Origin of the sequence: Eubacterium sp. SB2, from assembly GCF_001244405.1 — a bacterium.
GTDB lineage: Bacteria > Bacillota > Clostridia > Lachnospirales > Lachnospiraceae > Faecalicatena > Faecalicatena contortus_B.
In genome coordinates this window covers 270,603-289,724 of the sequence record NZ_LN865153.1, presented here as the reverse complement: position 1 = coordinate 289,724, position 19,122 = coordinate 270,603, and the positions used below count along the sequence as shown (strand labels likewise).

The 19,122-nt window shown below is 45.0% G+C and carries 14 protein-coding genes and 1 pseudogene; 10 read left to right on the top strand and 5 right to left on the bottom strand.

Annotation, left to right across the window (positions count from 1 at the left end):
• Nucleotides 1-12 precede the first annotated feature (12 nt).
• The 4 genes from BN1938_RS13620 (at nucleotide 13) to BN1938_RS13605 (ending at nucleotide 4,790) form a co-directional block, all read left to right on the top strand.
• A complete protein-coding gene (locus tag BN1938_RS13620) occupies nucleotides 13-1,194 on the top strand; it encodes a substrate-binding domain-containing protein (protein WP_050641134.1) in 1,182 nt (393 codons plus the stop codon).
• A gap of 194 nt (nucleotides 1,195-1,388) precedes the next feature.
• A complete protein-coding gene (locus BN1938_RS13615) occupies nucleotides 1,389-2,891 on the top strand; it encodes a sugar ABC transporter ATP-binding protein (RefSeq protein ID WP_050641133.1) in 1,503 nt (500 codons plus the stop codon).
• Nucleotides 2,872-3,831: an ABC transporter permease gene (locus tag BN1938_RS13610; RefSeq protein WP_187376315.1), complete on the top strand. Its 960-nt coding sequence runs from the start codon at nucleotides 2,872-2,874 to the stop codon at nucleotides 3,829-3,831. The genes BN1938_RS13615 and BN1938_RS13610 overlap by 20 nt, the downstream gene beginning before the upstream one ends.
• Nucleotides 3,828-4,790, top strand: a complete 963-nt coding sequence (locus tag BN1938_RS13605; protein ID WP_050641131.1) for an ABC transporter permease — start codon at nucleotides 3,828-3,830, stop codon at nucleotides 4,788-4,790. The genes BN1938_RS13610 and BN1938_RS13605 overlap by 4 nt, the downstream gene beginning before the upstream one ends.
• 130 nt (nucleotides 4,791-4,920) lie before the next feature.
• Here the strand turns inward: BN1938_RS13605 and BN1938_RS13600 are convergent, their stop codons facing one another.
• Nucleotides 4,921-5,940: a LacI family DNA-binding transcriptional regulator gene (locus BN1938_RS13600; RefSeq protein WP_050641130.1), complete on the bottom strand. Its 1,020-nt coding sequence runs from the start codon at nucleotides 5,938-5,940 to the stop codon at nucleotides 4,921-4,923.
• A 354-nt stretch (nucleotides 5,941-6,294) separates the two neighbouring features.
• Here BN1938_RS13600 and BN1938_RS13595 point away from each other — a divergent pair, with 354 nt between their 5' ends.
• The 5 genes from BN1938_RS13595 (at nucleotide 6,295) to BN1938_RS13575 (ending at nucleotide 11,300) form a co-directional block, all read left to right on the top strand.
• Nucleotides 6,295-7,128 (top strand): transketolase, encoded by an 834-nt coding sequence (locus BN1938_RS13595; RefSeq protein ID WP_050641129.1) that lies wholly within the window; start codon nucleotides 6,295-6,297, stop codon nucleotides 7,126-7,128.
• Nucleotides 7,121-8,068, top strand: a complete 948-nt coding sequence (locus BN1938_RS13590) for a transketolase family protein (protein ID WP_050641128.1) — start codon at nucleotides 7,121-7,123, stop codon at nucleotides 8,066-8,068. The genes BN1938_RS13595 and BN1938_RS13590 overlap by 8 nt, the downstream gene beginning before the upstream one ends.
• Before the next feature lies 1 nt (nucleotide 8,069).
• Nucleotides 8,070-9,557, top strand: a complete 1,488-nt coding sequence (locus BN1938_RS13585) for an FGGY-family carbohydrate kinase (RefSeq protein WP_050641127.1) — start codon at nucleotides 8,070-8,072, stop codon at nucleotides 9,555-9,557.
• A gap of 2 nt (nucleotides 9,558-9,559) precedes the next feature.
• Nucleotides 9,560-10,606, top strand: a complete 1,047-nt coding sequence (locus BN1938_RS13580; protein ID WP_050641126.1) for an NAD(P)-dependent alcohol dehydrogenase — start codon at nucleotides 9,560-9,562, stop codon at nucleotides 10,604-10,606.
• Between the two features lie 67 nt (nucleotides 10,607-10,673).
• Nucleotides 10,674-11,300 (top strand): histidine phosphatase family protein, encoded by a 627-nt coding sequence (locus BN1938_RS13575; protein ID WP_050641125.1) that lies wholly within the window; start codon nucleotides 10,674-10,676, stop codon nucleotides 11,298-11,300.
• A 124-nt stretch (nucleotides 11,301-11,424) separates the two neighbouring features.
• Here the strand turns inward: BN1938_RS13575 and BN1938_RS13570 are convergent, their stop codons facing one another.
• Nucleotides 11,425-13,602, bottom strand: coding sequence for an LPXTG cell wall anchor domain-containing protein (locus BN1938_RS13570; protein ID WP_050641124.1), 2,178 nt, complete (start codon nucleotides 13,600-13,602; stop codon nucleotides 11,425-11,427).
• 350 nt (nucleotides 13,603-13,952) lie between these two features.
• Between BN1938_RS13570 and BN1938_RS13565 the strand changes: the two genes are divergently transcribed.
• Nucleotides 13,953-15,884, top strand: a complete 1,932-nt coding sequence (locus tag BN1938_RS13565) for an AAA family ATPase (RefSeq protein ID WP_050641123.1) — start codon at nucleotides 13,953-13,955, stop codon at nucleotides 15,882-15,884.
• 254 nt (nucleotides 15,885-16,138) lie between these two features.
• On the opposite strand, the gene BN1938_RS24240 is transcribed toward BN1938_RS13565, so the two are convergent.
• From BN1938_RS24240 to BN1938_RS13555, 3 genes and pseudogenes are all read right to left on the bottom strand, one after another.
• A complete protein-coding gene (locus BN1938_RS24240; RefSeq protein WP_330581574.1) occupies nucleotides 16,139-16,729 on the bottom strand; it encodes a DUF5110 domain-containing protein in 591 nt (196 codons plus the stop codon).
• A gap of 45 nt (nucleotides 16,730-16,774) precedes the next feature.
• Nucleotides 16,775-16,979 (bottom strand): annotated as a pseudogene (locus BN1938_RS24235) (TIM-barrel domain-containing protein); the annotation flags it as partial.
• 145 nt (nucleotides 16,980-17,124) lie between these two features.
• Nucleotides 17,125-18,912: a glycerophosphodiester phosphodiesterase family protein gene (locus tag BN1938_RS13555; protein WP_050641121.1), complete on the bottom strand. Its 1,788-nt coding sequence runs from the start codon at nucleotides 18,910-18,912 to the stop codon at nucleotides 17,125-17,127.
• Nucleotides 18,913-19,122: the final 210 nt, after the last annotated feature.

Here is a 19,122-nt window from a genome sequence, read left to right as displayed (position 1 = left end):
GAAGGAGAGAGTATGAAAAGAAGGATATTAGCACTTGTTATGGCGGCAATGATGACGGCGGGATTATTAGGCGGATGCGGCAGCCAGGAAGCGGAGATGACAAAAGAGGATGCGGGCAAGGAGGCTGCTGAATCAGAAGCAGATGAGGAAAAAGTTTCGGGAGAAGGCTATACAATCGGATTCCTGAATACGCTGATCTCCAGCAAATGGCGTGCACAGCTGATGGAAGATGCAGAAGAAGGGGCAAAACAGCTGAAGGAAAAAGGAAAATTAAAAGAATTAGTGATACAGACATGCCAGAGCGACGTGAATACGCAGTTAAACCAAATGAATCAGATGATTAACGAAGGTGTGGACTGTATCCTGCTGGACCCGGCGTCTACTACAGCGCTGGCAGATGCGGTGCAGACTGCTGTGGATAAAGGAATTCTGGTTCTCTGTATACAGGATGCCGCACCTTATAAAGATACATACTGCATTACGGACAATAATGAACTGATGGCGACTGCTCTGGCAACATGGGTGGCAGAATCTATCGGTGGCAAAGGTGATATTGTAGAACTTACAGGAATTCCCGGACACTCAGATGATACGGTGCGTGTAAATAAAATGCATGAAGTTCTGGAGCAGAATTATCCGGACATCAATATCCTGGCGTCCGCACCATGCCACTACAATTACTCTGAGGCCCAGAGTATTATTTCACAGGACATCGCAACATATGGAGACAGGATTCAGGCAGTTATTTCACAGGATGACATGGCTCCCGGCACCCTGCTTGCATTCCAGAATTCGGGTGCGGAATATGTGCCGATGGTTGGGCATACCTCAAAGTCATTCCTGCAGAGCTGGAAGGATGAAGGACTTTCCTGTATTGCTTACTCCATCTATACGGGAAAGATTGTGGATGCAATGAATATCGCGATCAAACTGCTGGATGGTTATGAAATTAACCCTGAAGTTCTGACTCCGAATTCCTTTGATGAGACTCTGATCAATCAGATCCGCCTTGAGGCTCCTTATATCGTTACCGATGACGGCGACCCGGATGCACCGTGGATGGAAGGGCTCGCCGTGACACAGGCGATCAGTGTGGATGAGGCACTTGAGATTTGTGAAGGCCGCAGCGATGACTGGTGCCTGGACCGCTTCATGTCAGAAGAAGAGATTGATGCACTGTTCCTGGATAAATAGAGATTTGATTGGGCGGGAAGATGAACAGTCTTCCTGCTTCAATATAAGATAAACCCAAGGGCATCCGTAACGCATGCCCTGCGGGCGGATTTTCAGCTAAGCTGAAAAATAAGGTATACCCAAGGGCATCCCGTAATGCATGCCCTGCGGGCGGGTTTTCAGCTAAGCTGAAAAATAAGGTAGGAGGATACAGGATGAATCGATTGGAATGCAGGAATATTTCAAAATCTTTCGGGCAGGTGCAGGCTCTTGCAGATGTCAGCCTGGAAGCAAAGGGCGGGGAGATTCTGGCTTTGCTGGGAGGAAACGGATCCGGGAAAAGTACGATTTCTAAAATAGTCGGCGGCATATACAGAATGGATAAGGGAGACGTACTTTTGAACGATGTACCCATTCATGTCACGTCGCCGCTTGATGCTAAAAAATCAGGGATTATAGTGACTTCGCAGGAACTGAGCCTGATGAATAATTTTAATGTTGCGGAGAATGTCTGCATGAGCCGCATACCCCGGAAAGGCCTGTGGACTGACCACAAATCTGTAAAGAAGAAAGCCGGGGAAGTACTGGAAAAGATAGGGCTTGCCGGATATGAAGATAAAAGCATAGATTCTCTGGAGGAAAATGAAAAGTATTTGGTTGAATTTGCAAAGGCAATCATCATGGAACCGGCAGTGCTGATATTGGATGAGATCACTTCCGCGCTCTATAAAAAAGACGTGGAAATTATGAAAGAAATTCTTTGGGAGATGAAAAAGCAGGGCTGCATTATTATTATCATTACACACCGTATGAACGAGATTTATGAAATGTGTGACAGGGTGACTGTTTTGCGGAATGGGGAGTATATCGACACATTTGAAACAAAAACGGTAAAAGAAAATGATCTGTTGTATGCAATGACTGGTCATGATGTCAGGAAGGCTGTTAGAAGAGCATCGGATCATATAGAAGACGAAAATACGGAAACCCTGCTGATGCTGAAAGAGCACAGGCTGGCAGGATTCCATAAAAATATGAACTTTGAATTGAAAAAAGGGGAGGTAGTAGGAGTTGCAGGCCTCCAGGGGCAGGGGCAGTCCCAGCTTGTCAGAGAATTGTTTGCGATCAGCAGGCCGATTGACTTATGGCATAAAGGAAAAGAGGTTACTTTAAAAAATTCATCGGAAGCCGTAAAGAAAGGATTTGCCTTTGTTTCAGGTAACAGAGAGAAGGACGGCAGCTTTACAAATCGTTCAATCATGGAGAATCTGTCCGTAGTAGCAGAGCTGATTTTGAATATGAAAACAGTGAAAAAGGCAGAGGTTCTTGAAAAGTATAAGGTGAAAATGGGAAAGGGAACGGATGCGATCAAGACACTCTCGGGCGGGAACCAGCAGAAGGTAGTTCTGGGAAGGTGGACAGTTACCGAACCGGAAGTCCTGTTATTAGATGACCCGACAAAGGGCATTGATGTAAACGCCAGGATGGATGTACATCATATCATAGCGGATCTGTCCCAGAAGGGGACGGGGGTTGTGTTCGTATCCAGTGACGAGGGGGAATTGATAGATCTGGCAAAGCGCTGTCCAAGGTACCGGATTATCATTATGTACAATGGTGAGATAAAGGGGATCTTATCAGGGGAAGAAGTGACAAAAGAAAACATTTATTTATATGCGATACCACAGGGAGGTGCGGATGATGAAAAAGATACTTAAAGCAAAGTGGCTTCCGAGCCTGATTCTGGTCATACTATTTTTACTGTGGAATGGGTTTCAGACCAAGGGCTTTTTTACGGTTTCTTCATTTCGGTACTTCTTGAATATTCTGGTGCCGCTGGCGTGTATCGCCATTGGTGTTACGGTAACCGTCATATGCGGGGGCATAGACCTGTCGACCGGCGCGCTGGTATGTGTGGTGAACTGTACTTTTGTTGTACTGCAGGAGCGGGGGATGGGGATGCCGCAGGCTATGGTGCTGGCACTTTTGATATCCGTTGCCGTTGGGGTCGTAAATGGTTTCTTTGTGGCGGTAGTCCGGATAAACCCGCTTTTGGTCACGTTTGCTATGCAGACGATTTGTACGGGTCTTGCTCTCTGGATTCTGCCGAATGCCGGCGGCAAAGGGAGCGAGGGATTTACCAAATGGTATAGCTTTGGCACTTTGGCGGGCATCCCCACGTCGATTGTATTTTTTGTGATCCTGCCCTTACTTCTCTGGTATTTTATGAAAAAGACACCGATGGGAAGCTGGCTTTATGCCACGGGAAAAGATGAACGCAAGGCATTTGAGAGTGGAATCAATACTGTGGCTGTGCAGTTTTTTGCTTATATTTTCAGCGCCTTTATGACCGGGTGGGCGGCAATCGCCTTTTCGGGAAATATTGTAGGCGGAGATCCAAAAGCAGGACTTTCATTTACTATGAATGCGGTTGCAGCGGCGGTGGTCGGAGGAGCGGCGCTGTCGGGCGGCGAGGGGGATCCCCTGGGCGGAGTGTTAGGCGCGCTTTTTGTGCAGCTGGCGATTTATGCCGTGCTGGGGGCGAAGGTATCAACTTATGTGGAAGAGCTTTCAAACGGTCTGATCGTTCTGTTTGGCGTCGTTGGCATGATGGCTTACAGCATGCTTAAAAACCGGAAAAGGAGCAGAAGGATATGAGAGAAAAGAGTGGAAATAAAAAATGGGATATCCGGATTAATAATATGCATATCACCATACTCCTGCTTGTTGTACTGTTTATCGCGGGGCAGATTATTCTAAGCGGTTTTGCTTCGCTGAATAATATTGCTAATATTGCAGGTTTTGCCTGTGTAATCGCACTGGTTGCAGTCTCACAGTTGTTTGTAATGGTTGTGGGAAATGATGGGATCGATTTGTCGGTGGGGGCGATCATGTCGATGTCGGCGCTTCTGTTCGCCGACATCTGCAGGAACCAGGCTTCAAGAATCCCTTTTGCTCTTTTGTGCGTATTGTGTGCAGGACTCATTGTTGAAGCAATTAATTTTGCAGGAATTACTCTGCTAAAGATATCACCTATGATCATGACTATGATTATGGGAACCGTTGTGAATGGTTTTAACTATTTTTATACAAGAGGGATTGTGAGCGGAAGTATTCCGGAACAGATAATGATGATCGGGAGGCAGGCTGCCGGACCATTTAAAACGATTGTGTTCATCGTAATATTGCTTTTGCTTCTTACTGGTCTGGGGCTGAGACACCTGAAACTTGGAAAGAAGATGTTTTTGGTTGGAAGCAATGATAATGCGGCGGGGCTTTGCGGGATCCGCACGGAGCGTGTGCGCTTTGCAGCATACCTGTTTTCAGGGACATTTGCAGTGATTGCTGGAATTATGCTGTTGGGATTAAGCGGTGCCGCTATTCTGAAGATGGGGGAAAGTTATGTTATGATGTCGATTGCAGCGGCCGTGATCGGGGGTGTGCAGAGTGGTGAAGGCAAAGTGGCAGGATGCTTCCTGGGGGCGGCTATCATACAGACGCTGACAAATCTGCTGATAGCGGCTAACCTGCCGGACAGCCTGCAGATTCTGTTTAATGGAATTGTTCTGATGCTGATACTGTCTTCTTTTGCAAGAAAACCAAGACTTCAGGATTAAACCGCAAGCAGGAGGATTACGTCTCGCAGCATTGAAATTAAGCAGAAGGAATAAACAAAAAGCAGCCGGGAAAACGATCCGGCTGCTTTTTAGCTTATACACGATATATTATTTTGGTTTCGCTGTAGTACTAAAGCAGCCGCATAACACTGGAACGCTCAATGAGGTTGGTGCCGATGTCGATCTTTAGTGACTGGGTACGCGGTATTTGAATCTTGGAAACTAGTAAATCAACCGCAGACGGCCCAAAGAGAGCCTGGGGGACTGCTACTGTAGTCAATGGCGGTTCAACCAATTTGCAGATGGGCCGGTCGTCGAAACCTATGATTGAGATGTTTTCGGGAACAGCGTATCCGTGCTGCTTGAACGCCTGCATGGCATAACATCCTAATAAATCGTTATCCGCAAAAAAAGCGGTTGGCATCACAGAACCTGTCAGATAATTTTCAACGGCATGATTGACCCCCTGTTCGGAATATCCGACTTCCAGTACATAACTGCTGTTGTATTCCAGCCCCAGAAGCTTCAGCTGGCGCTGGTATTCCGCAAAACGTTCATTAAAACTGGTAATGGCGATCTTGCTCTTGATGTATCCGATCTTCCGGTGTCCCATCTGGTAAAAATGCTGTATGGCCTTGCAGGTACCCTGTATATTGTTAATCGCAACACAGTCCACATCCCTGGTCTGGAAAGAATTGTCCAGCAGTACAAAGGGGAGCTCTGTGTGGGTAAATATATCCAGGTCATCTTCATACATCTCAACGGCATAGATAATCAGACCATCACAGTCGCTCTCGTTAAGCTGCCGTTCTTTTTCAGAAGAGGATGTGTTTTTACTGATATAGATAAATTTTAATCCATAGCCATATTTTTGCAGGCTCAGATTGATGCTCTCCAGTGCATAACTAAAAAACGGAGCCTCATCTATGATATCTCCAAATCGCTTATACACAACAAAACCGATGGTTCCTGTTTCTGCTGCTGTGGCGGGAATATTTTTTAAGAGGTAATCACAGTTCATCTCTTTGATTTTGTTTATGATTAATGAGCGTGTTTCGCTGCTTACCCCAGGTTTATTGTTCAATACGATGGATACAGTCGCAGTGGAAACATTCAGCATCTCAGCGATGTCTTTAGCTCTTATTGGCATTTGGCATACCTCCTTGTTAAGATATTTATATTCTACTAAAATTTAATAAATTTAGCAATAGAAGATTCTGAAAAACAGTAAAACATTATATGGTTGTTACTGTTCACATCCTGCGGGCGTGCACAGTAGCATATGGTTCACAAATAAAGAGTGCGTAAAATAGCGAATAACGCTATTTGTTTCAAGTTTATTTAAAAAATTAAATAGAATGCATAAATTAATATATAATAATACTAAATAAATTTATTGACATCACTAAATATAATTGATATAATTAAAATGAAAAGAAGGAAACAAGATATTTAATAAAAATGCGCGCAGAAGAAACTAAATTAATTTAAAAGGAGGATATGCATGGAAAACCTTAGTGCTCTGTCTTATGAGCTTAGAAAAAATGTTGTAGATATGATAGTGGAAGGAAAAGGAGGGCATATAGGGGGCGATATGAGTGTAATGGAGATACTGGTTGCCTTATATTTCAGCCAGATGAATATTGGTCCCGAGATTGCGGATGATCCGGACAGAGACCGCTTTGTACTGAGTAAGGGTCATTCCGTGGAGGCATATTACGCGGTCTTGGCGAAACGGGGATTTTTCGACATCCAAAAGGTTATAAAGGAATTTAGTAAATTCGGATCGGCATTTATCGGGCATCCCAATAATAAACTGCCCGGCATTGAGATGAATTCCGGTTCTCTGGGACATGGGCTTCCGGTTTGCACAGGAATGGCCCTTGCAGGAAAAAGAAATCATGCAGGATACCGGGTGTATACGGTAATGGGGGACGGCGAGCTGGCGGAGGGCTCTGTATGGGAAGGAGCTATGGCGGCCGGGCATTATCATCTGGATAATCTCTGTGCAGTGATCGACCGGAACAGGCTGCAGATTTCAGGAAGCACGGAAGAGGTTATGGGACAGGTGGATCTACATAAAAAGTTTGAGAGTTTTGGGTGGCATGTGATAGACGTAGAGGACGGGAATGATATCTCTTTACTGAATCGGGCGTTTGACGAAGCAAGGGAGATTAAGGGCTGTCCGACGGCGGTCATAGCTAATACGGTAAAAGGGAAAGGATCTCCGGTAATGGAAAATAAGGCGTCTTGGCACCACAAGGTCCCCACCCAAGAAGAATACGAACAGATTATGAAAGATCTGGATCAAAGGAAGGAGGCGTTATTACATGAATAAGATTCCGAATAGAAAAGCAATCTGTGATGTGTTAATAGACAGGGCGCGCGAAGATAAATCAATCACAGTGTTATGCAGCGATTCGCGTGGCTCAGCATCCCTGGTGCCCTTTGCGGAGCAATATCCGGATCAGTTTGTGGAAATGGGCATTGCAGAGCAGAATTTGATCAGCGTTGCAGCGGGAATGGCAAGCTGCGGAAAAAAGCCTTTTGCCGTTTCACCCGCATGCTTTTTATCAGCCAGAAGCTATGAACAGTGTAAGGTGGATGTGGCATATTCAAATACGAATGTAAAATTAATTGGAATTAGCGGGGGCGTAAGTTATGGTGCATTAGGGATGAGCCACCACTCCGCACAGGACATAGCCGCCATGGCTGCAATCCCTAATATGAGGGTATATCTGCCCAGCGACAGGTTCCAGACGGCAAAGCTGGTCAATCATTTGCTGGATGATGGGAAGCCTGCATATATTCGGGTAGGACGGAATCCGGTGGAGGATATCTATTCAGAGGAAGACTGCCCGTTTGAAATGGACCGCGCAGTCTGGCTCCGGGAAGGCGGCGATATAGCGCTGATTGCCTGTGGTGAGATGACAGCGGCAGCCTTCGAAGCTGCAAAGATTTTACGCGGAGAAGGGATAGAGGCGGCAGTATTAGATATGTACTGTGTAAAGCCTTTGGACTGCAGCGCGGTTATCAAAGCAGCCGGGAATGCAAAAGCAGTCCTGACAGTTGAGGAACACGCTCCGTTTGGCGGTTTGGGAGCCATGGTAAGCCAGGTCGTGGGGCGTGAATGTCCAAAACCAGTTATGAATATGGCCCTTCCGGATGCACCTGTTATCACAGGAACCTCAAAAGAGGTGTTTGATTATTATGGATTGAATCCACAAGGAATAGCTGAAAAAGCAAAACAGATTTTGATGGGGCTTACGGAGGAGTGACATGGCGGAGAAATATGTTCTTTCAATTGACCAGAGTACGCAGGGAACAAAGGCGCTTTTATTTGACGGCACTGGAAATTTAGTCTGCAGGGCGGACAGGAACCACCGTCAAATTGTGTCGGACGAAGGATGGGTATCCCATGATCTGGAAGAAATATATCTGAATACAATCATGGCAGTGAGAGATGTTATAGAAAAAGCAGGAATCAATAAAAATGATGTGCAGGGGCTTGGAATCAGCAATCAGCGGGAAACCGCCGCAGTGTGGGACAGGAATGGCAAACCTGCTGCAGATGCGGTTGTATGGCAGTGTGCAAGATCGGCAGGTATATGTTATGCAATTGAAAAATTAGGAAAAGCCGGTATTGTCCGGGAAAAAACAGGGATCCGCCTGTCTCCTTATTTTCCTGCCTCCAAGTTTGCATGGCTGCTGCAGAATGTGAGTAAGGCGGGAGAACTTAACAGGCAGGGCGAGCTGATGTTTGGAACCATTGATACGTGGCTGTTATACAAACTTACCGGAGGGAAGGCATATAAAACAGATTATTCCAATGCATCCAGAACACAGCTTTTTCATCTGCAGACACTGCAGTGGGATCCCGAAGTCTGCGATTTATTTGGAATTAGGACTGACCAGCTTGCCGAAGTCTGTGATTCCAATTCCGTTTTTGGAGAAACGGATTTTGAAGGGTATCTTCCTTCACCTATTCCCATCTGCGGGGTGCTGGGCGACTCCCACGGTGCGCTGTTCGGCCAGGGGTGTATCAGGCAGGGGATGATGAAAGCAACCTATGGCACGGGGTCCTCTGTGATGCTGAATATTGGTGAGAAGCCGGTTTTTAGCAGTCGGGGTGCTGTCACCTCGCTGGCATGGGGGATTGACGGAACGGTGAATTATGTTCTGGAAGGCAATATAAACTATACCGGTGCAGTGATCAGCTGGCTGCAAAGAGACCTGCAGCTTATCGGTTCGGCAAGGGAAACCGCAGAACTGGCCGAACGTGCAAACCCGGAGGATGCTACATATATAGTACCGGCATTTACCGGTCTGGGAGCACCTTACTGGTATAGTGACGCGAAGGCACTGATCACCGGTATGAGCAGGCTGACCGGGAAAAAGGAGATTGTAAAAGCTGCCTTGGAATGTATTGCCTATCAGATTGCAAATATAGTGGATGTAATGAAAGAAGAGGCGGGGATCGAAATAGAGGAACTGCGGGCTGACGGCGGGGCTGCGGGGAATGGATACCTGATGCAGTTTCAGAGTGACATTACTGAGATGCCTGTTCTGACTCCGGATGCAGAAGAACTTTCCGGAATAGGGGCGGCCTATATGGCAGGGCTTAAGCTGGAGCTGTATGATAAAACGATATTCGAAAAATTAAACAGGAAACAGTTTCTGCCGGTTATGGATCATGCAATCGTCAGGCAAAAGAAAAAAGGCTGGCACGAGGCTGTGGAATTAAGTGTTCATAAAAGTGAGGTATAGTGATGAAGGGAAAAATGAATGTATGCGTGTTAACAGGGAAACAGCAGTTAGAATGGGTGGAAAGGGAGATTCCACAGCCGGGGAAGGGCGAACTGCAGATCAAGCTTGAATATGTAGGAGTGTGCGGTTCCGATCTGCATTTTTACCAGGAAGGACGTCTGGCTAACTGGGAACTGGACGGTCCCCTTGCCCTGGGGCACGAGCCGGGCGGCGTTGTTTCTGCAGTAGGCGAAGGAGTGGAAGGTTTTGAAGTCGGTGACAGAGTCTCTCTTGAGCCGGGAGTGGGCTGCGGTAAATGCAAAGAATGCCTGGAGGGACATTACAATTTGTGCCAAAATGTAAAGTTTATGGCAATTCCCAATGAAAAAGACGGAGTATTTGCCGATTACTGTGTACATGACGCGAGTATGTGCTATAAATTACCGGACAATGTGAGCACTATGGAAGGCGGCTTGATGGAACCACTTTGTGTGGGGCTTCACGCTGCGGAATTGTCGGATGCAAAGCTAGGTGAAACAGCGATTGTGCTCGGAAGCGGATGTATTGGACTGTGTACGGTTATGGCTTTAAAAGCCCGGGGGGTGCATGAGATTTATGTATCGGACGTGCTGGAAAAACGGCTTGAGAAGGCCCTCGAGGTGGGAGCGACCCGTGTGTTTAATGCAGCAAAAGGGGAAGATATAGAGGATTTTGCAAAGACGCTGCCCGGCGGCGGAGCAGACCAGGTATACGAATGCGCCGGCAACCGTGTTACTACTCTGCAAAGCTGCCGTCTCATTCGCAGGGCTGGGAAAGTAACACTTGTGGGGGTATCGCCGGAACCTGTACTGGAGTTGGATATTGCCACCCTGAACGCGATGGAGGGGATTATCTATTCGGTATACCGCTACAGAAACCTTTATCCAAAAGCAATCGCAGCTGTAGCTTCCGGCGCAGTTCCTTTGAAAAAGATTGTATCTCATGTTTTCGACTTCAAGGATTGCATTGAGGCGGTCGAATACAGCCTGGAGCATAAAGATGAAGTGATTAAGTCAGTCGTGAAATTTTAACATAAGCAGGAAATGTTAAGGACCAGATATATACGCTGGTCCTTTCAGTTATGAGAGGGAGTGAATTATGAAATTATATCTTATACGTCACGGACAGACAGAGTGGAACAGAAGCAGAAAACTGCAGGGTCAGGCAGATATCCCCTTAAACTCCGCAGGGCGGGCGGAGGCGGAAAAGCTGGCTGTGGCTTTGCAGAAGCATACTTTCAGAAAAGCCTTTAGCAGTCCGCTGTGCAGAGCCATGCAAACAGCGGAAATCGTATTGAGGGGATGGGGCTGCCGGATACAGCCGGATGAACGTCTGAAGGAAATTGCTTATGGGACGGAGGAAGGAAGAGCTTTGGAGAGGATTGAAAAACACAAGAATCTTTATAACTACTTTCACGCGCCGACTCTATACCGGGCGCCGGAAGGAGGAGAGGATATCGGAGATTTACTGTTAAGATGCAGAGATTTTTTAAAGGATTTGGAAGGAGAGCCGGAAAACTGCAATATGATAGCTTTTTCGCATGGCGCTTTCATAAGAGGAATTATTTTAGCAGCCGAAAATAAGGGGATTGATAAGTTTTGGGATGGGAATGAGCAGGCAAACTGTGCAGTGACAGTATTAGAATATGCCAATGGCGGTTGGGAAGTTTTGGAGGATGCGAAGGTGTTTAGAAGCCCTGCTTTTGGGGATCTCTCCGGAAAATAAACTTCTATCCCGCATGTGGAAGTAACAGTAAATGACGAGGCGTGGACCGGCAGATGCCGGATCCGCCTCGTCATTTGCACTCCTGCTATGCTAACGTGTCTAAAGTTCGTTGGCTGTTTTGATTTTATGATTCAGATTTTTTTCTCTTCCATGCTCCGGCCGCCCCGGCTCCGGATAAGAGCACTGCCGCAAAGAGCAGTCCCGCACTTGCAGTATCTCCGGTTTTGGGGCTTTTTGCTGTTTTCTTAACTTCTTCTTTCTCTTTGGTCGTGGAAACAGGTTTATTTTCCGGCGTAGTCTCTGGTTTACTTTCCGGTGTCGGATCATTCGGTTTGGAATCCGCTGCCATGATTGTGAACGTTGTTTTCACAACGCCGTCTGTGTAAACAGCCTCCATAGTATGTGCCCCTACCCCTAAGCTTGTCAGAAATTCCGGAAACAGGATGAATTTGGCTGCTCCGGTTTCATCTACGCTGTACTGTGTGTAGAGCAGATCCTTCCCATCTACCCGTAAGGCAGTATATGCAAGCGGGTCACCGCTCAATTCAAATCTAAGGCCTTCTTTGGAACCCATATGCCATACCGAATTTGCACCATATGTAAAATCATAAGCTGGCTCAAGTGAAAAGTGTATCTGTGTCTTTACCTCTTCGCTGGCAGTCCCTTTTTGCAGGATCAGGGTTACCTTTTTTGTCTCCTCAAAGTCTGTGAGTACCGTCTCAGCCTGAGAAGGACTGACCTTCCAGCTCAGTGACACTCCTGTATGGTTAATCTGCTCCTGAAGAAATGTTAGGACATCAAGATCCAAAGCGTCTGTTTTATAGAAATTATGTGAGCCGATATATCTCTCCAAAATCTGTTTTGCTTTCTGGATGTCTTCTACATTTGAATTCTCAGTTGGATTGTTAACCTTAGGAATGATCGTTCCATCGGCTTTTGGATCAAGCTCCCACTTGAATTCTTCGTTTAAATTCTGATTTAATATAATCACAGTTCCTGTAATGCTTCCTTCAGAGGATGCAGTTGATTTATTAACGGCAAAGGCATTGCCATTTTCCCACTCTGCTGTATATCCACCAGGGATTGCTCTGCAAAATACAGCCATAAAATCATATAGCGTTGTAGCATTTGTAAACGTGGCCTTCTTAAGTTCAGAAATAATGTTTGATTTCAAGTTATTATAATTCGTATAAGTATGGCTGACCATACGTTTGCCGGTAGGGTCGTCAATATTTTCCCAATTATCTAAGGAAAGGCTGACATAGAAATCTCCAACCACGGCCTCTTCGGGAGCGGGATTCCAGCTCAGCTTAACATAAACCCCGGACTGTCCTGCATAACGGATTGCATCGTTCATTTTAGTTCTAATGGTATCCGCATTATTTATATCAGCAAAATCCTGCCACTGCATACTCTCTAAAACGCTGGATACAGCTCGCTCCGCCTTGGTTATCTTTTCTTCCTGCTCTTGTCTTTGACTTTCTAAGGATGGTAATGGAAACCTTCCTGATCCCTGGCAGCTGACTGATCCGTTTGATACAGTTACTCTAATAGTAATAGATCCATCTTGGTCTTCAGTGGCATCGCTCTTTTCGATAAATTCAATCGTTACGGTAATAAGCGGATTATTTATCTTCCTGTCAACAGCCTCTTTTATTTCCGCTTCTGTCACATTATTATCAAGTTTATAGTTTTGTACTATATTGGCTGCCTCATCAAAATAATCATCCAATGTCGGTTCTGTCTTTGCCTGGATTTTATTTGCAGAGTCTGTTTTCGGCGGTTCAGTTGTCTGAATTGTTGTCTGTGCTTTTTTCGCTAAAGCAACCGCCAAAGAGTTATTCTTCCCAGTTGTATCCGCTGATTTGCTTATTTTGTTTGGTATATCCTCTGACGTTTCTGCTGCTGAATCCTTGGTCTTTGAATCTGCATCATCTGACACTGCGGCATTATCTGCCTTTGAATCTGCATCATCAGGCACAGCGGAATTTTCCTCCTTTAAATCTGTATCATCCGCTACCGTGGATTCATCTGTATGAACTTCAATATCTGCCGGTACTGCATTGTCCTCGCCTAAAGCAACCGTCTCAGTGTTTACTTGTGTTGTGGTAATTTCCTCTGGTGTTTCTGCTTCAGGATTCTCCCCTCCTGTGATACTGTCGGGTGCTGGCTCTGGTGCCTCTGTAACAGTGGTTGGTTCTGCATCACAGGCATTTGCATTCAAGCTGAATGTACCTGTACAGAGGGTGGTTGACATAATCACGGCCAGCGCTATGCCTGTAAATCTTTTCCCATTTTTCATTCCCTTTTGTCTCCTTTCGCCTTTTCGGCAGTCCTGTGTGATTTTCTTCTTTCAATCCATTGGATTTGGGGTTTTGCCGAGGTTTTTTATTTTTGATAAGGTTATCATACAATAATTCAAATAAATTGGATTGATTTTGAAATTTTGTTGTTTTTTATTGTTATTCTCTAAAATTTTTATTGCTGGTCTGATAACTATTTATAAAAGAACTATTCATCTTTGCAGCAAACAATAGATGTGCAAAACAGGGCGAGCAAAGAGTAAAAGATGTTTCAAAAAGAAATACATAAAAGGTTGCTTTTCGAAACATGTTGCGTTATACTAAAGAAAAAGGAAAGGCGTGGCTCGAGATGAAAACAAAGTTTCATGAATATCTGGTCTTACACCGGAAGCTGAGAGGATATACGCAGGTACAGATGGCGGAGAAACTGGAGATTTCCCGTTCCACATACACCAATTATGAAATCGGGAATCGTTCTCCGGATTTGGAGACTTTGGAGAGAATCAGCGAAGTATTGGAATGCTCCCTGGATGAATTGTTCGGAAGAGCACCGGCACGCACAGCGGATACGGTCAGGGAAGCGCCGGGGCCTTATAGAGCGGCCTTAAAAAAAGCACAGAAGGTGAAGGAAAGAAAACTGGCAATTGGACTGCAGGATTTCCGCAGGTTACGTGAAAAGAATGGCTACTATGTAGACAAGACACAGTTGATAGAGAAGTTTTTGGAATCCGAATATCAGATTACGCTGCTAACCCGCCCAAGACGTTTTGGAAAGACGCTGAATATGTCTATGCTGTCAGAGTTTCTGGATTGCACAAAGCGCTCGGAAGATCTGTTTGCAGGCATGAAAGTCAGTGAGAGTTTTGTAATGGGAGAGATGAACAGGCACCCTGTCATTTTTGTTTCATTTCTCAACGTAAAAGGAGATACGGCAGACGGAATGCTGTACCAGTTAAAGTGTGTGCTCCGGGAAGAATACCAAAGACAACTTGCAGTACTCGATGCCGGAACACTTCCGGACGAACAGAGAAAAGAGCTGGATTATATTTACCAGGGATTGTGGCAGTCTCCGGATGCCAAAGAGGCGGACAACTGCATCAGCAGATCTGTGATCGTACTGTGCCAGGCATTGGAGCGGTATTACGGTAAGAAGGTATATCTCCTGATTGATGAGTATGATACGCCATTTATTGCTGCCAATGCCGGAGGATATTATGATGAGGTGAGAGGAATCCTGGCAGGCATGCTGAGCGCCTCTTTAAAAGGGAATCCGGCGCTGGAAAAGGCGATGCTTACGGGGATTCAGCGGGTGGCAAAGGAGAATATCTTCTCGGGACTGAATAACCTGGCAGTTTGTACTGTCTGTGACGAGGAATACTCGGACTGCTTTGGTTTCACCGGGGAGGAGACAGGAGAATTGCTGCAGTATTACGGCTTGGAACTGTCGGAAGATATCAGGTTAATGTATGATGGCTACAGGTTCGGATCAACAGAAGTTTACAATCCATGGTCTGTCACATTTTATGCAGTACGAAAAAAGCTGGAACCATATTGGGTGAATACAAGTGAAAATAGTATGATCAAGAACGCACTTAACCAGAGAGGGGAGAAGTTCGCCTCTGCCTACAAGAAACTGATCGAAGATGGCTCGGTCAGTGTCAGGGCAGAGCTGGCAACATCTTATTATGAGGAGCCGGATGATGCTTCCCTATGGGGCATGCTGATCAATGCAGGGATGGTAACGGTTGAGGAAGAATTAGAGGAAGGCTTTTGCCGGCTGAGGATACCAAACTATGAGGTGCGCAGGGCGTTCCAGGAATTGACTGCCTTCTATCTGAACTTAGAAGAAGGGCATATCGCAAGTATGCTGAGGTATCTGAGGTTGGGGGATATGGAAGAGTTTGCCGAGGAGTACCAGTGGATACTTTTGGAGCTCCCGTCCTGCCATGACCTGAAAAGCGAGAACAGCTATCATATGATGATGCTTGGCATGTGTGCGTTCCTGTACAGATATTATGATGTGCGAAGCAATCGGGAAAGCGGGTCGGGCAGAAGCGATATACTGCTCTATGCGAAGAAACCGGAACTGCCCCATATGATTCTGGAATTCAAATATACGAAGGAAGAATCACAGAATTTGAAGGAACTTGCGCAGCGTGCGGTCGAACAGATCAAAACAAAGAAATACGATGCAGGTATGACCGGGACGGTATACTACATCGGGCTCGCACATTTTGGGAAGAATGTAGAAATGGAGTGGGAGGAAGAGGTGATTGAATAAGGGAATCCCTCTATAGTATTTGAGTCAGAAAGGCGGTATATTCCGATGGTATGGCCGGTTAGCCAGGATTATGACGAAGGCTGCCATGTACAAAGGGATATCTTTGTACATGGCAGATATCCTCCATTGACATGAGGTCAATCTACGCATTTATAGTAAGATGTAATCGTATTCACAGAACTACTGAGGATGGATTGAAACAATCTATCCAATTGATAAACCGGCAAGTCCGTTAGGGGATTTGCCGGTACCTTTTATTTGAAGCTAATTTCCATCTCATCACCGTCATATGAAGCTGTTCTTTTGACACTGCATAAAACTAGTATAAATGTTCTTTTATTCTCCATACCGGGAAATTCACCGGATCTGTTATGGAGTGTTAAAAGTTGTTGTTTTTCATCCCATTCGATTGGAATCAGACTGAAAAGACCTTTTTCGAAATTATAAGAATCACCTTCATCTTCATATAAAACAAGGGAAGCATTTTTTCCCGGATAGATATGAATTACCATTGGATGTTCCGGTTTCTGGCATGCGTACTGCAGGCCTTCTACAGTAGGAACAATAGATCCCTCCCTAACAAATACAGGGATTCTGTCAATGGGGGCAGGGGAAGTTATCCAGTTTCCGCCCTCATAACATACTCCAGTCCAATAATCATACCAGTCATATCCTTTAGGCAGATAACATTTCCGTATTTGTGGTTTCTCAATTTTATTATTTCCACTATCATAATACATTGGCTCTGTTACTGGACAGATTAGAAAACTTTTTCCAAACATAAATTGATCGTGGATGGTTTTAACAGCAGGATCGTCTATAAAATCAAACAGCAGACTTCTCATGATTGTTTCCCCATGCCTGCAAACAGCATAAGCCATAGAATAAATATATGGCATCAGTTTATATCGAAGACAGATAAACTTGTCGATAGCATCATAAAAGATACTTCCCTTTTCTCCAAAATTCCATATTTCTCTGAGTATCTGTTCCATGGGAACGGAAGATCGGGAGAAATGTCCCCATCTCCAGCCAGCGGGTATATAACTCACGTAAAGTTAGTTCGAACCAGGGAGTATAATGGAATAACGGAATTAATATATGACTGCAGATAAACTATTGTCTGGTACTGAAGCTGAGTTGGAAATCCATGCCGAGCTGCCCCATAGTAAAAAGTACAGGAAAGAAATATTCAGGCTCCTGGGATGCAGAAACGGTGACATCCCAGGAGCCTGAACTTTTAAAACAACAGCCCAGTTAAAGAATCCAGAGAGAGAGGATTCTGGCGGGATTCTATATAATATTCGGTCAGAAGCGGGTTATCCGTAATAATTCCGTTCACCCGGTATCTCAGATTTTTGTCTATAGTATCATCTGAATTCGCAGTCCATCCATACACTTTTTTATCCTGCATTCTGATGGCATTCGTAATATCTATGGACAGTGAGGTCGTTTCCAGACTATATCCGTCAATATAGTCAATATCAAAGTCCCTCGAATAGAGCAGGGGTGTAATATATACGGTTTCTATTCTGGGCTCCAGTTCTTTTACTTTTTCCAGAACCTGAAGGTTCATAGAGGCGATCGTACACTGGTGAAGCATATCGTACCTCTTGATCATTTCCAGTGTCTGCTTCTCCAGGCTGCCTTCCTGTTCATGGCCTGTCAGCTTCAGTTCGATCATCAGATTAATCTTATTTTTTGCATGTTTTAGCATATCCTCCAGCATAGGTATCGGCTCGCCTGAAAATGAGGGGGAAAATGAAGAACCCGCGTCATAATTTTTCATTTCAGAAAATGTGGCGTCCCAAACATTCTTATCATTGCCCGTTGTACGCTTGAAATTACTGTCATGCATGATGACCAGTGTGCCGTCTTTCAGCTGCTGCACGTCTATCTCTGCAGCGTCGGCTTTGTCTTCTATAGCCTGGTTCAAAGCTGCAATTGTGTTTTCTGGCGCAAAGACGGCGCCTGCTCGATGGGCGATGATCTGGGTGTCAGAACGGCCCGGATAAATATAATTGCCGCCCAGTTCTGTTTCACTGTACATCACCAACAGTAACAATGTACCGACAATGATGACTCCGCGCTTGATAAAGTAGATAGGGTTTCTCTTTCTTTTTACACGGACAGGCCGGGATTCACCTCTGTAATCGTGGAACAAAACCGTAATCGAGGAGAAAAGCCAGATCGTGCCAATGGCGCCTGATGCGATAACAGCAGGTGTCTCCCAGTTTTTGTACAGGAAGCGGAATACGGCTTCTGCTTCCGACACAGGATAAAATAGTTTGCAATATGCAGCCAGGATAAACGTGAGTAATGCGGCAATCACAAAGATTCCTGCGAAAAAAATCACAAAAGATATGATGATTTTGCAGATTGTTCCAGCCTTTCGTTGATTTATGAGTGAAACAGCCTCTTTCCAGGAAATCCTGACATTCTTTTTAAACAACAGAATAGATGGCAGGGTGAAAAGATAAAGAAAAAATATGAAGTTTAAAATGATTATGGCAATTACGGACAGGATCAGGAAAAGTTTGTTTTGTGTAATAAAATCCGTGATAAATTCCGGTATCTTAACCCAGCCCAGGACATGCTGGGAAAAAGGAGACACTGCGATCAGGACGGTCAGCATGAAGCCCCAGAAAAACAGAAGCGTTTTCACATGCAGCAGTTCCCAGCAGCTTTGAGCAGAATATTTTATCAGATGACGCAGAGGCAGCTGTTCACGGCTCCACCCTTTTTCACAGTAAATATACAGGGCGGAAAGCTCAAAAAATGTGACTATGGTTATAAAGAACAGAAGAGCGAGCAGCAGAATAACAGAGAGGGGACTTGTTATCAGCTGTCTGGCATTTTCAAAACTCAAATAGGATATTCCGGCGGCTTTTAATGCGTAATTAAGGATATCCTGGCTTAGAGCGTAAACCAGGGAATAACAGACCACCTTATAGAGCAACTCAAATAGCAGCAAAGTTGTCCAGTTGCTCAGAGCAATTCCAAAAGAATGTTTAATCATTTGTTTCATATTACATACCTCTCTGTTTATTCGGGACGCTGTATGCGTAAGTATCTATACGATCTATATTATCATTCCCTTACTTATTTATCTTTAACTTCTCTGAAAAGATTTCCAAAAAATTTCTAAAGAAAAATCTTATTAAATTTTCATACCCCAGTTGACATTTAAGGCAGAGTGCCAGAGTTGCTATGACCTTTAAGGGACATAACTATCTAA